This window comes from Microcoleus sp. MON2_D5 (genome assembly GCF_036701905.1).
Classification (GTDB): Bacteria; Cyanobacteriota; Cyanobacteriia; order Cyanobacteriales; family Microcoleaceae; genus Microcoleus.
In genome coordinates this window covers 1-15,251 of sequence record NZ_JAUBRM010000065.1, presented here as the reverse complement: position 1 = coordinate 15,251, position 15,251 = coordinate 1, and the positions used below count along the sequence as shown (strand labels likewise).

Below are 15,251 nucleotides of genomic sequence, written 5' to 3'. Positions count from 1 at the left end.
AACCCGGAATATCCGTATGTTTCTTCCTACTAAACCCGATATTTTTGACGATGACTACGATCGGCCTGAAGCTGTCGATCGAGTCTAAGTTAGCCGATGGCGCTAATTGCGCTAAAGACCTACTGCGAACTGCTCACCCCGGAATACAAATAACAAACTCCGAACCCTGCCCTAGGGAGGAATTCACTGTTAACGTACCTCCATGTTTTTCCACAACAATCTGGTGGGCGATCGACAATCCTAATCCGGTTCCTTGGCCGACAGACTTGGTTGTGAATAAGTGGTTAAAGATGTTTTCCCTGACTTCCTTAGACATCCCCACTCCATTATCCTTAATGCGAATCAAAACGTGATTTTGGTCTTCGCTCAGAACAGTTTGAACCGTTATTTGATTAGCTAGGGCTTTAATTTCACTAAAACGGAGCCCCTTATTTGACTCCTCCAGAGCGTCAATGGCATTTGCCAGTACGTTCATAAATACTTGGTTTAACTGTCCGGGAAAGCATTTCACGAGGGGCAAGTTACCATACTCTTTCACAACTTCAATGGCAGGGCGAAACTCGCTCGCTTTTAAACGGTGCTTGAGAATCAGGAGAGTGCTTTCGAGTCCGTCATGAATATTGAAAGCAACTGGTCGATCGCTATCTGCCCTCGAAAACGTTCTCAAACTTGTACTGATATTGCGAATGCGCTCGACTCCCTCCTGCATCGAGCCAATCAATTTGGGCAAATCTTCTCGCAAATACTCCAAGTCTATTGCCTCGATTTTTTCTTCAACTTTAGCTCCTGGCTTGGGAAAACTATCTTGATATACATCGATTAGCTCGAACAAATCTTGTAGGTATTCTTGAGCCGGTTGCAAGTTGCCGGCGATAAAGCCTACGGGATTGTTAATTTCGTGGGCTACTCCTGCGACTAAATTTCCGAGAGCAGACATCTTCTCATTCTGTACCAGTTGCAGTTGCATCTGTTTGAGATCCTTGAGATAAAGCTCTAGTTTTTGGGCATACTCCTGGGATTGCTGATACAGTCGGGCGTTCTGTAAGGAAATTGCAGCTTGGGAGCACAGGATGTTGAGGATGGCGACGCGATCGCTCGTGAATACCCCTGTTGCTAAATTATTTTCCAAATACAAAATCCCGAGCATTTTCCCTCGCTCGCTGATCGGAGTGCAAAGCAGGCTCTGAGGTTGCTGTTGGATAATGTAGGGGTCTGATGCAAATCTTGGTTGACTGCTAGCATCATCAAAAATCAGGGTTTCTTTTGTACGTTTGACGTAGTTGATTATGGTTAGAGGAACTACATCGCTCTCCTCAACAGGAATTGATTGCAGAAGGCAGTCTTGACGGTTTGTGCAGTGAACGTTTATCCTCCAGTTTCCCTCTTCATTCAAAATTAATGCTCCGGTTTGTGCTCCGGCATTCTTCACCGCCACTTGCATGAGGGTAGTGAGCAATTGATCGAGTTTAATTTCGCTAGATAGAGTTTGAGAAGCTTTGATAACTGTCGGCAAATCTACTAACCCGCAACTGGTGGTGCTACCGATAATTGTTCTAGTCGTGTTAGATAGGGATGATTCACTATGGGTGGATGTGTGAATTGTTTCGCTCGGATTCTGGCGAGTTCGCTCCTGTTGCAGGATCACAGCAAGCAATTGGGGATAACGCTGTTCTAGATAATCAATCTTTGCTTTTGCTCCCCAACGAGCGTAAGCATAGTAAGCATCAATTAAATAGGGTTTGGCAATTTTTTCTTTGCCCCATTCCAAATAGAATTTGGCGGCGAGTTCGTGAGCAAGAGCTTCTTCGTTGATGTACTCGTTTTCTTTAGCAACATTGATCGCTTTGTCGTACATCTCGATCGCTTCTATTTTTTGGTCTAAAACCCGATGCCGTTCAGCCTCCACTAGATAGAATTTATGCAGATGATTCATGGGGGCATGATGCGCCCATTTCTGCATTTTTTCTTGATTAGCTTGTACTCTGTCAAGAATGCCCTGTTGCTCTGACTGTGGAGTGTCAGAATACACCGCCAACCACACCAAAGAATCGTAGAAATAGAAGATAGCAACAACGGGCATTCCTACCACTGCATCTAAATACTTCTGTGCTATAGCGATATTCTCAATCGCTTCTGAGTAATTTTCAAACCAATAACAAAGTAAAAGTTTGTTTAAATATATGTATGCAACCCCCACTTTATCGTTCGCTTGCTGGTAAAATGGCAACTTCATCTGCTCATCGCAGGCTTCACCCTTTAGAAGGCAGTAATTCTCACTTTTTCCCAGCAAATTCAAGATAGCCTGCCAATATATTTCTATATAATTAAGCGCTGTTTCTTGCTTAATTTTATGAAGAGCATCTCTGTTTCTTGCTATCTCTCTTTCCAGGACAGTCAGTTCTTTGCCACTATAGTAAGCTGAACAGGAGGACTGTAATAAATTATAGCCGGCATATTCTAAATCTCCTGCCTCCATTCCGCTAGAGTAAGCTGACACCAAAGGCTCTAAGGTTTCTCTGAGATGCTCTTTGCAATGTCGGATAAATAAATTTACTATGAAGGCTGTCTTGGCTTTGATTTCTTGAGAATTTAACTTTGACACTAGACTTAAAGCCAATTGACCAAACTGATAACCTGACTCAATATCTCCCACAACTCCACAAAGAAGAAAACCATAATTGGCGTAAGCAAAGGGAGAAACAGAAGCATTCCCATATTGGACGGATAATTGTACTTGTTTGCACACCGTCAAAGGCAACAGTGCAGGAGCAGCAATGTATGCAGGAGCAAAGATACTTGATAAAAGTCTCATAGCTGCTAGTTTATAGGAATCGCTCATTTGAGGCAGGTCAACTAAATCTTCAATTCGCAAGCCATTCAAAATTACCGAAGTTTCCCCTAGTGCCTGCCCGATATCTGACGAGTTTGGCTCCGAGGGAAACTCTACCCCCAACTGCTTTAAAAATTGTAGTCCCGTATTCAGTGCTTCCTGTAGATTATTTTGCGCCATATAAGCTTGCATCTGTACTTCATATACCTTCACTTTGTCCAGTAGCGTTTTGGCGCAGTTTTCCACGACAGATGCTAATTTTTCCATCAGGTCAAAGTCACCGCTTAGATATGCCGCCTCTGCTGCTTCGGTATGGAGCGCTAATGTTAGTTCGTATTGAGGGAGCCCACTATTTACTGCCAGTAATTCTATGCCCATATTGAAATATTCAACCGCAGCAGAATAGGCAGTAGCAGCTTTGGCTTTCTTTCCAGCAACTAGATTCAATCGTGCTAATTGTCCCCGTTCTACTTCCTGGGTAATTAGCCCTACTCCCACATTTAAGTGGTTTACAATATCAAAAATTCTTTCTTCTCGATCTGCTTCTGGCGTATTCTCTAACAGCAGTTGACCGATTTTTAAGTGAGTCGATCGCTTTTGCTCCTCGGGAATCAGGGAATAGGCTGCTTGTTGAACCCGATCGTGTAAAAACTTATATTTGGGTAATTGGTCATGGGTAATTGGTAATTGGTCAGATACCTTCCCATTACCGATTACCGACTTGCTATTCCCCTCTGCTTGATAAAACTTATAAACTTCGCTAATGGGTAAAATTAGCCCTTCTTGTAGTGCCTTCCATAACGCGGATGCGGTTTCTACGGCAACTTTTTCATTAATAATTGCCAGGGTCGCCAAATCGAACTGATTGCCAATACAGGCTGCCAGCTTCAAAACTTCTTGCGTTTGAGTTGGCAACTTTTGCAACTGAATCGCCACCAATTTAACCACATCATCGGTGATCGCTAGCGATCGCACTCGTGCAATATCGCACTGCCAATAGCGGGTATCTAAGTTAAATGTGATCGATCCATCTTCGTGTAAAGACTTGAGGAATTGAGTTACAAAAAATGGATTACCTTGAGTTTTTTGATAAACCAATTCTGTCAAGGGTTCCGCTAACGCTTTAGAACAAGCTAGAGTGTCGGCAACTAAACAATTTACGCCCGAGCGTTCGAGCGGCGCTAAGGTAATAGTGTTCACCTTTGCTTGAGTTTTTTGAATCTCTGCTAACGTTAGCATGAATGGATGTGCTGGAAAAACTTCGTTATCCCGATAAGATCCTATTAATAATAGATAGGCGTTATCAGTAGCACTTATCAGCAGTTGAATTAATTTTAACGATGCTGAGTCTGCCCATTGCAAATCGTCTAAGAAAATCACTAAAGGATGTTCTTTTCTTGCGAAAATTTGAATAAATTTATCAAACAATAAATTAAATCGATTTTGAGCGGCACTGCCAGAAAGTTCTGGGACTGGCGGTTGCTGTCCGATAATACGTTCTAGTTCGGGAATGACTTCAATTATCGCCCCAGCGCTATCGCCCAAAGCTGCCAAAATTTCCAACTTGCATTGTTCAACTTTAGCATCTGTTTCCGATAGCAATTGTCCCATAAAGTCGCGAAAAGCTTGGACAAATGCTGAAAAGGGAAGATTACGTTGGAATTGGTCAAATTTGCCTTTAATAAAGTATCCGCGCTGTCTCACAATTGGTTTGTGAACTTCGTTGACAACAGCGGTTTTGCCAATGCCGGAGAAACCGGCAACGAGCATCATTTCGGCGCTGCCTCCACTCACGCGCTCAAACGCCGCTAGCAGGGAGAATACTTCGCTTTCTCTACCGTATAATTTTTCGGGTATGATGAAGCGATCGCACAAATCTCGCTGCCCTAAATCAAAGTTAGCGAGCGTCCCTGTCTCTTGCCACTGGGATAAGCAAGTTTCTAAGTCGTACTTGAGTCCTAGGGCGCTTTGATAGCGAGCTTCCGCATTCTTCGCCATCAGTTTGCTTACCATCTCAGACAGCACCAATGGAACGCTTTTGTTGACACTAGAGACTGGGAGTGGCTGTTTGGCGAGGTGGCAGTGTACCAAATCTATTGGGTCATCCGTTTGGAAGGGTAACTTTCCTGTTAGTAATTCGTAGAATGTTACTCCTAGCGAGTAGAAATCTGTGCGGTAATCAATGCCTCGGTTCATTCGCCCAGTTTGTTCGGGAGATATGTAAGGTAAGGTGCCTTCAAGGACATTGGGATTTTGAATTTCTTGGGTTTCGCGAGGCAGCAGGGAAGCGATGCTGAAGTCAATCAGCTTCACTTCTTTGCTGGTGGGGTTAATTAGAATGTTGGCCGGTTTGAGGTCTTTATGGATGACGTGGTGGCGATAAAGTCCGTCAAGGGCGTTGGCAATTTGAATTGCAATGGGAAGAAACTCGTTAACGGGCAAGCCTTCTAGGGGCTCCTTACTCTCGAGTGCTAGACGAGCGAGGTAGCTACTCAAGGAGATTCCGCCAAAGTCTTCCATTACCAGAGCATAGTGGTTATGGTAGTTTTCCAGGCTGTATGCCTTGACACTGCCGGGGATATCTAAGTTTTTAGCAATGACGTACTGGTTGCGGAAGTGAACTAGCTCGTTGAAGCGGGGAAAGTCATTTCGCAGCAGTTTGATCACGACGGGCTCCCCATTTGAAGTGCGAAGACCGCGATAAACTAGAGTGCGATTACCTACATATATTTGCTCGTTAATGTGATATCCTAGAAAAAGATTTGTTATGCTAGCCATATCTACGTATTCCTACTGCTTCTTTCAAGCCTGAAGATTCTTAGAGTTCATATCTACTATTTTCGCTCTATCTGCGGTGCTATTCATTAATTACATTTTTCTTAATATATTTTGAACAACCAATTATGAAAGAGCGATTTTAAGAGCAAGACTTAATATTTTATGTAAGAGATGTTGAGACGGGAGTTGAGACTAAGTAGAAAATGACTCCGCGATCGCTGATGGAACGACCGCAGTTCATTGAAGAGGAACTTAAGAAGCTCATTAATAGGGGTGGCATCATTATGGATAGAAAGGAAATGTCCCAAATGCCAATCCCCTCGAATCCGTAAGAACTGCCACCGTTGAGCTAAACAAAATTACTACTGCCAAGTTTGTAAGCGTCAGTCGATTTGAGATTTGAGATTTACCGCACAAATGAATCTGGGAGATTCAACAAGAGTCTAAAATTTTTGCCTCTCCACTACTCCTGTCAGCAAGTAAGTATCTGTTTTTGGGCGCGGTAAAAAAGGCTGCGCTGGCTCTACCAGATGCTCCCAAGGTGTCAGAAATCCTTGAAATAGGCTTCGTTGATGAGTTACAAACGTTGGTGGCTCAAAAAATACAAATTAGGGTTATGCACAACTGTCAACATTTTTCGGCCAGGCATCTTAGCGTGAGTTCTGGACGATCGCTTACAAGACTTGCGCGCAAACTCTGACTGTAATCGGTGAAATTTTATCAATTTCTTGATACAATTGATGTTCGCGGTTCGAGAGTTGACTGCACAATAAGACAGGTTTCACCAGTTGTGAACCGCGCGGCTACATTGCACCTACCGACTGAGCGGGCAGGTGGCTTTTGTCTCTGCGGGCGCTGACGAAAGCAACTCAACAGCGCAGCAAGCAAAATAACGCTAAAGTTACTATCTACCTGTGTTCGCTGCAAGGCTACCCTTGCGGACTCAGGAAAAAAACACACAAAAAACTCGTGAAGCGCAGCTATCCCGTAGGGAATCGCCTGCAATGTATCTAGTTGCAGGGCGGCAATTTCCCAAAGAATCACTGCCTTTTAACAGCAGGGTATTCTAGGAGACATCTCCGAGACGATGCGAGCGAGATAATTTAAAATCTGCAAACAGGGTTTCAGTGCTAAGTAGAGGCAGTAGCGAGGTAAATTTTTATCAATCAGCTTCCAATATGCTGTTTTAAAGTTTACTAGGCTCCCACCGCTCGGCAGCCTTCTCTCTCCGAGCTCTAAAAACGCATCCACCACACAATCACGGAAATAACATTCAATCAACATGGGTAACACGATCGATCCAAACAGAAACAGAAACGTGCATCAGACTGAGCGAGGAACTCCATTCGCCGGCCAAAGCTGGTTAGTGGAAGAAAGAGATGCCTGCGGTGTGGGGTTTATTGCCAACCAAAGCGGCGAAGCTACGCACTCGATTATTGAGAAAGCGCTGCCAGCTTTAACTTGTCTGGAACATCGTGGCGGTTGCAGCGCCGACTCTGATTCCGGCGACGGTGCGGGTTTGATGACCGCGATTCCTTGGGAATTGCTGGATACTTGGTTTGCCGAACAGGGAATTGTGCCTCCCGCGCGGGAAAATTGCGGCGTGGGAATGCTGTTTCTGTCTCAAGATAAATTTCAAGCGACTATAGCGCGGCAGGTGGTTGAGCAAGTTCTGACCGATCGCGGGCTGACACTTGTGGGATGGCGCAAAGTTCCCATTGTACCGTCGGTTTTGGGCGAGCAAGCGCTAGAAAATCAACCTCAAATCGAACAAGTAATTGTCAGTTCACCGCAATTAGCCGGAGACGAACTCGACAGACATCTATTTCTGGCGCGCCGCACGATCGGACACGCGCTGTCAAATCGCCCCAACTTCACCCGCGAAGACTTTTATACTTGCTCTTTCTCCTGCCGCACGATCGTCTATAAAGGCATGGTGCGATCGGCCGTACTGGCAGAATTTTACCCAGACCTGAAAAATCCCGCTTATAAAAGCTCTTTTGCCGTCTATCACCGGCGCTTCAGCACCAACACCCTGCCCCGCTGGCGCTTAGCCCAGCCGATGCGCTTGCTGGGACACAACGGAGAAATTAACACGCTGTTGGGCAATATTACCTGGATGAAGGCGCGGCAAGCGAATTTAGCTCACCCGAATTGGAGTCAAGCTGATATCGACACGTTTAACCCAATTGTCAATCCTGACAGCAGCGATTCGGCAAACTTGGACAACGTGATGGAGTTGTTGGTACACTCCGGCCGCACCCCCCTGGAATCCCTGACAATTCTGGTGCCCGAAGCTTACAAAAATCAGCCGGATTTGGCTGACTATCCAGAAATTGTCGATTTTTACGAATATTACAGCGGCATTCAAGAACCTTGGGACGGCCCCGCACTGCTGGTGTTTAGCGACGGCAAACAAGTAGGTGCTACGCTCGATCGCAACGGTTTGCGGCCGGCCCGCTACTGCATTACTAAAGACGGTTTGGTAATTGTGGCTTCCGAAGCAGGAGTTGTCGATATTCCCGAAGCAGATATTGTCGAAAAAGGCCGTTTGGGCCCCGGACAAATGATTGCAGTTGACCTGCAAACTCAAGAAATTCTCAAAAATTGGCAACTCAAACAGCGAATTGCTAAGCGGCATCCCTACGGCGAATGGCTGAAACAAAACCGCGAAACCTTGGAACCGCAGCCTTTTGCCGAAACAGCAACCCTCGACTCGCAAACGCTGTTAGCAACCCAAACTGCTTTCGGTTATACAGCCGAAGATTTGGACATGGTAATCGTTGAGATGGCCAGTTCTGGGAAAGAACCGACTTTCTGCATGGGCGATGACGTTCCCTTGGCTGTGTTGTCAGAAAAGCCTCAGTTGCTGTACAACTATTTCAAACAGCGGTTCGCTCAAGTGACAAATCCGCCGATCGACCCCCTGCGCGAGGGGATGGTGATGTCGCTGACGATGAATGTTGGCCTGCGGGGCAATTTACTGCAAGCAGTACCAGAAAATGCCAAGCGCATGAAAATTGATTCCCCCGTACTCAACGACGCTGAACTGTCTTTCTTGAAAGAGCAAAAGTCTTTCCCCGCAACCGAATTGTCCACGCTTTACAAAATTGCGGCCGGGCCTGGAGGTTTGAAAACCGCAGTCGAGCAACTTTGTCAAAAGGCGGCTCAAGCGGTGCGCGAGGGTTCGAGGATTCTGGTTTTGAGCGATCGAGTCTCGAAGGCCGAAGGCGAATCTTCTGTGGGATTAAGTGCAGAATGCACTTATATTCCGCCTTTCCTGGCAGTTGGTGCGGTTCACCACCACTTAATTAGCGTCGGCCTGCGGATGCAAACTTCCCTAGTTGTGGATACCGCCCAATGTTGGAGCACTCACCACTTCGCTTGTTTGCTGGGTTACGGGGCGGTGGCTGTTTGCCCTTACTTGGCATTGGAAAGCGTGCGCGCTTGGTGGTCTGACCCCAAGACTCAAAATTTGATGCAGCACGGCAAAGTTCCCAATATTACCGTGACACAGGCTCAAGCTAGATACCGCACAGCGGTGGAAAACGGCTTGCTGAAGATTCTCTCGAAAATGGGGATTTCGCTGTTGTCTAGCTATCAGGGGGCGCAAATCTTTGAGGCGATCGGCATTGGCGGTGATTTGCTCGATTTGGGCTTCAAAGGCACGGTTTCTCGGATCGGCGGTTTGAGTGTCGCTGAACTGGCTAACGAGGTAATGTCTTTCCACAGTCAGGCTTTCCCAGAATTGATTCTGAAAAAGCTGGAAAACTTCGGCTTCGTGCAGTACCGCCGGGGTGGTGAATATCACATGAACAGCCCGGAAATGGCGAAGGCTTTGCACAAGGCTGTGACTACTTTTAAGGCTCACACTAACGGTAACGGCAATGGGGCCGAACCAAAAATGACACCAATTGGTGACAAAAATGGTGAAAGTGCCTACGACCATTACGAGGTTTACAAGCAACAGCTAGAAAATCGCCCGGTAACGGCTTTGCGGGATTTGCTGGATTTTGCGAGCGATCGTCCTCCCATTGCAATCGAAGACGTAGAATCTGTAGCAGATATTGTCAAGCGGTTCGCCACGGGCGGAATGTCTCTCGGCGCTTTGTCCCCGGAAGCCCACGAAACGCTAGCGATTGCGATGAACCGCATCGGTGGCAAATCCAACTCCGGCGAAGGCGGCGAAGACCCGGTGCGCTACAAAGTGCTAAACGATGTGAGCGCGGCGGGTTTCTCACAAACGCTACCTCACTTAAAAGGTTTGCAAAACGGCGATACAGCTTCTTCATCCATCAAACAGGTAGCCTCGGGACGCTTCGGGGTGACACCTGAGTACCTGATGAACGCCGAACAAATCGAAATTAAGATCGCACAAGGTGCGAAACCGGGTGAAGGCGGTCAATTGCCGGGGGCGAAAGTGAGCGAGTACATTGCTTATTTGCGCCGATCGAAACCGGGTGTCACGTTGATTTCGCCTCCTCCTCACCACGACATTTATTCGATCGAGGATTTGGCGCAGTTGATTTTTGACTTGCACCAAATCAATCCGAAAGCAGGAGTTTCGGTGAAGTTGGTGTCCGAAGTCGGCATCGGGACTGTAGCCGCCGGTGTCGCTAAGGCAAATGCTGATGTGATTCAAATTTCCGGCCACGATGGCGGCACCGGTGCTTCGCCACTGAGTTCGATTAAGCACGCAGGTTCTCCGTGGGAACTCGGATTGACAGAAGTTCACCGGGTGCTGATGGAGAATAAATTGCGCGATCGAGTTTTACTGCGCGTGGACGGTGGCTTTAAAAGCGGCTGGGACGTGATTGTAGGCGCTTTGATGGGCGGCGAAGAGTACGGTTTCGGCACGGTGGCAATGATTGCAGAAGGCTGCATTATGGCTCGCGTTTGCCACATGAATAGTTGTCCGGTGGGCGTGACAACTCAACAAGAACACTTGCGGAAACGGTTCCCCGGAACCCCGGAACACGTTGTTAATTTCTTCTATTTCGTAGCACAAGAAGTGCGGAGTTTGCTGGCGAAATTGGGTTATAAGTCGATCGCAGATATCATCGGCCGCGCGGATTTGCTGAAAATGCGCGATGGGGTGCAACTAACTAAAACGCAAGCAATTAATTTGGATTGTTTGACCAAGTTACCGGATACTAAGAGCGATCGATCTTTCTTGATCCACGGCGACGTACATACCAACGGGCCAGTGTTAGACGATGATTTGCTCGCGGATGCTGAGATTCAAAGTGCGATCGCCAATCACGGCACTGTTAGCAAGAATGTAAAATTGGTGAACACCGATCGCACTGTGGGAGCACGTTTGGCAGGTGCGATCGCACAGCAACACGGTAACACCGGCTTTAGCGGTCAAATCACCCTCAACTTCACTGGTAGCGCAGGCCAAAGCTTCGGCGCGTTCAATTTGCCGGGGATGACGCTGGTGCTGTCAGGCCAAGCCAATGACTACGTTGGTAAAGGAATGCACGGTGGCGAAATCGCGATCGCACCGCCGGATGGTGCGACTTATGATGCTTCCGAAAATGCGATCGTCGGTAACACTTGTTTGTATGGTGCGACGGGGGGAACTCTTTTGGCTGCGGGTAAGGCTGGCGAACGGTTTGCGGTGCGTAACTCGATGGCGAAAGCAGTCATTGAAGGTGCGGGCGATCACTGCTGCGAGTACATGACTGGTGGCGTGATTGTGGTGTTAGGAAAAGTCGGCCGGAATGTCGGCGCTGGAATGACTGGCGGCTTGGCTTATTTCCTCGATGAAGATGGGACTTTCCCGGCTCACGTCAACGGGGAGATTGTGAAGATGCAGCGGGTTTGTACGGCCGCTGGGGAGGCGCAGTTGAAGGAGTTGATTGAGGCTCAGTGCGATCGAACGGGTAGCAAGAAAGCTGAGAAGATTTTAGCAAATTGGTCGGAATATTTGCCTAAGTTCTGGCAAGTTGTGCCACCAAGTGAAGCGAATTCGCCGGAGGCTTCGGAACAAAAGATTCCTGTGGAAGCGTAATTTTGCAGTTGGTTAAATAGATGAGGGGCGACGCGAGTTGCCCCTTTTTTAATTTACTTAAGTTGCAAATTATTAATAATTGCTATTTTTTACAGCCCGTTCTCGAACCCAACGCTCTAATAATGGCACTTCAAAAACATAACCATTATCTGTTTGCTCAATCACATGATATCGTCTCAATCGCCTGATTGCCGCATCTGTTAAATCCTGTACATTGCCCGGAGCTAAGCCATTTGCTAATTCTAACAGGAATTCTTGTCCGGCGATTATTTCTGCGGGATTATTACCTGTAAATTCTGTCCAGACATTGGTAAAATAAGGTTCGCCGTTGGTGAAAGCTTCAGGAATCGCAGCTTGCAATAAATCTGGTGTTACCAATTGAGTATGATTTAAGTTTGCCTGAGTAACAAGAGCAGAGCCAAGGAGTTGCAGCAGGTAGGGCTGACAGCGAGTCAGTTGAATAATTTCCTCTACAATACCGCGATCGTAACGCAGGGCAAATTCTGGATCAGGATCAGTTAATAAACCTTCGGCTTCATCGGGTTCTAGATAAGTCATTTCTAGGGGGACAACGCTGATAAAATAGCTACTCCAGTTGGGGCCGAGTTCGTCTAGAGTTTGAACGCCAGAGAAGAGAAAAGCTAGGGAATCATAGTGCTGAATCAGGTGGCGGAGTTCGTCAAATAAGTTGATACTTAAGCGGTTTTCCTTGATAGCAGTGCCAATTTTTTCAAATTCATCGAGGTTGAGGAGAAGGCGTCGTTCTCCAAGTCTGGGAATTGCTTGTTCGAGCCAATCTTCTAAGACAATATAAGGAGTTTCCATAAAATCATTGCGTGTGGGAATGATTGGTAATTCGATGCCTTGACAGCGACTATCGCGGTCGATGGCACGAATTAATCCTTGACAAAATGCAGCTTCATCTGTAGTTATAGCGGAACTTTGTAAATCTACGTAAACGGGGAGTAAGTTACTGGGCAAAAGACCGCGTAAGTTGTAGAGAAATGAGGTTTTGCCACAGCGTCGGGGGCCGTGTAAAACGAGGGTGGGACGATTGCGATCGAGAATTAAGAGGACAATTTGATCGGCAAAGGTTTGGCGCCCTCTGAACAGGTTAGCACGGTCATATCGCAGTGGATTGCCGTATTGGAAGGGGTTAAGTAGTTCATCTTGAGATTGTTTTTGCTGTTCTTGCAACTCTAGCTCGATTACTCGTTGCCACCTTACTAAAACAGGTTTCCAGCGTTTTAGTGGCCGTGTTGTGAGTCCTAATTCAGGCAGTTGTAACTGCAATCTGAGCAGATAAGTGAGGATTGGCTCTAAGGCGCGTTTGCGTATACCAATGTTTCCTGCTTTTAAGGCAGCATCCACATCTTTAGCAACTGTTTGCAGGCGTGGCAATAGTTTATTGATGTCTGTACCATCTTCTATCTCAACTGACCAATTGTTTGCGAAATAGCTTGTCAGGAGACCTGCCATAACACTGCCAACAATACTTCCAATAATTGTTTCTATCAGTCGGGTACTTGTAATAAAAATAACACCTGTTATTATGCTACCTAAAACGCTTGTAAAAATGAACAAAAAGCGAAATATAGAGTTGGTATTTGAGGATGATTTTTGTAGAAACTCTGTGTCTCTTACTACATTTCGCCTTTGATAGAATGTTGGTGCTAGTAAAGGTAAAAATGGATGCTCTGGTGTGGCTATGGCGATGAGTTCCGAAATATTTTTAATTGCCGTTAATTGATCTGTAATAAGTTGAGGTAATGCCTCTTCAATCGTCATTCTTAAGCCTGGTAGCGGTGATGCTTGCATTTTCTGAAAAGTTGCCAGTGTTGCTGAGGCATCGGTGCGGAAGGCGGCAGCTAAGATGCGATCGTGATTAACGAGAGGCATCCAAAGCAACTCGGTGGTGTAAGGGGGTAGTAAGTAAAGTAATCGCACAGGATTGCGATCCTCGAAAGGTTGTACTAAAAGGATTGCTAGTACAGAGTCGATTAGTGTGAGGATTAAATAGTCTGGTAGTCGATAGTAACTCATCAAAGTTACTGGCACTGCTAAAATTGATACCCAGCCCTGATGCTCGAAGCCTAAAGCTGTTAGCGTGACTGCCGTAATTATTGCTAACCAATTTTGCATGATTGGGGAGAGACTGGCAGCAATTAGCCAGCACATTAGCAAAAAGAGAGGCAAAGGTAAAATTGCAATCCTTCCGACGACGCCTCCGACAACGCCTCCCACAACGCCTCCCACGACGCCTGCCACGATGCTTCCCACGATGTTTAGTACGATGTTTCTTACGATCATCATGATGCTGATGTTTCGCACGAGGTCTGGCACGATGTTTATTAGAATTCCTGCCAAAACCCTTATTACGACAGCCGCCACGACGCCTCCCACGACGCCTCCCACGACGACCGTTGCGAGACCTCCCACGACGCCTCCCACGACGACTGTCGAGAGGCCTCCCACGACACCTCCTGCGACGACTGCCACCATGCTTCCCATGATGCGTTCCACGACAAATAACATCATGGAGTCGCTCCTTTCGACTTGAGCGCTATAAACAAATATCAACAGTAATAAGCCAATCAATGCAGTGGCAGCCAGAACAAAATACCAATTCTGTGTCGCCAACCAACTTCCTAACCATGTACTTAGTGTTCCGCCGATCGCGATGACATTGCGAGCTAAAAAAATGCGCTTTCTATTTAGCAGCCACGCACAAAACAACGTGGTAATAATTAAACCCAATATGCCGAAAAATAGACCCATTGCTAGTTGAGAAAATGGAGGTAAAATACCACTTACCTGATCCAGTACAATTAGAGAAACTTGAGGATTTATCAGATAAACAAAATCAACCAGTAGTAGTAGATGCAAGCCCATTGATAAGTAGAAGGAGCCAATGCTATAAGCAGTCGCGATTGCTCCAAACAGCAACAGTAAATCTAGGGCGTGACCATGCAATGCAATTCCCGAAATCAGCGGTAAACTAAACAAAAATATCAGCAGTAAAAACTGACCAATAAAGCGATTATTTCCAAACAGTAAAATATCCCAGGAATGTGTATCCGATCGCAATCCATCGTTTTCTTCAGCAGGAGCCCATTCATTCATCCGCTGCTGAAGCCTTGAAGGACAAAACATTGCCCAGTACCACAACTCCCAAGTCTCCCGGAGAAACCTCTTCATCGCTGATTCCTCACAAACTCTGCAAAAGCACTGCTAAATAATCTACCATCTGACCTCAACAAACCGTGACGCTTGAGGCTATCAACTACAGCATCAGATTGAGTTGAAATCTTACCACCAGCATTTTTCATAATTTGACGTTCCGATGCAGTCAAATCATCCCAAAGTTCTTCAAAGCGGGGAGTTGCTTGGTAAATAAACTTAGTCCGTGCTTCTTCGTAATCCCTGTACTGCCAAAACATTGATGCTGCCATTTTGACATAATAAGGCCAACCGCCAGTAAGTTCATCAATCCAGTCGATTAACTGATCGAATACAACATCCCTTTCACCGCTTTGGATCAATACGGTTAAGTTAAGGCTCAAATAGTGGTAAATTAGGTATGGTGTCCAAAAATGGAGAGCAAGTAAGGTGCATCTCAAAGAATTC

General features: G+C 46.3%; 4 protein-coding genes. 1 reads left to right on the top strand and 3 read right to left on the bottom strand.

Features of this window, described 5'->3' with window-relative positions:
• Positions 1 to 133 precede the first annotated feature (133 nt).
• On the bottom strand, positions 134 to 5,608 hold the full coding sequence (locus QUA47_RS21945) for an AAA family ATPase (protein WP_333432317.1): 5,475 nt from the start codon (positions 5,606 to 5,608) through the stop codon (positions 134 to 136).
• A 1,282-nt stretch (positions 5,609 to 6,890) separates the two neighbouring features.
• Here QUA47_RS21945 and QUA47_RS21940 point away from each other — a divergent pair.
• Positions 6,891 to 11,624, top strand: a complete 4,734-nt coding sequence (locus QUA47_RS21940) for a glutamate synthase-related protein (protein WP_333432316.1) — start codon at positions 6,891 to 6,893, stop codon at positions 11,622 to 11,624.
• 72 nt (positions 11,625 to 11,696) lie between these two features.
• Here the strand turns inward: QUA47_RS21940 and QUA47_RS21935 are convergent, their stop codons facing one another.
• Together QUA47_RS21935 and QUA47_RS21930 are read right to left on the bottom strand one after the other, a co-directional pair.
• Positions 11,697 to 14,822 (bottom strand): hypothetical protein, encoded by a 3,126-nt coding sequence (locus QUA47_RS21935; protein WP_333432315.1) that lies wholly within the window; start codon positions 14,820 to 14,822, stop codon positions 11,697 to 11,699.
• On the bottom strand, positions 14,819 to 15,251 hold a 433-nt coding region (locus QUA47_RS21930; protein WP_333432314.1), incomplete at its 5' end, for a hypothetical protein. The genes QUA47_RS21935 and QUA47_RS21930, both read right to left, overlap by 4 nt.

What these genes read in the sequence shown, in the direction of transcription:
- QUA47_RS21945 (WP_333432317.1), bottom strand. Translation starts at nt 5,608, where the DNA reads ATGGCTAGCATAACAAATCTTTTTCTAGGATATCACATTAACGAGCAA.
- QUA47_RS21940 (WP_333432316.1), top strand. Translation starts at nt 6,891, where the DNA reads ATGGGTAACACGATCGATCCAAACAGAAACAGAAACGTGCATCAGACT.
- QUA47_RS21935 (WP_333432315.1), bottom strand. Translation starts at nt 14,822, where the DNA reads ATGAAGAGGTTTCTCCGGGAGACTTGGGAGTTGTGGTACTGGGCAATG.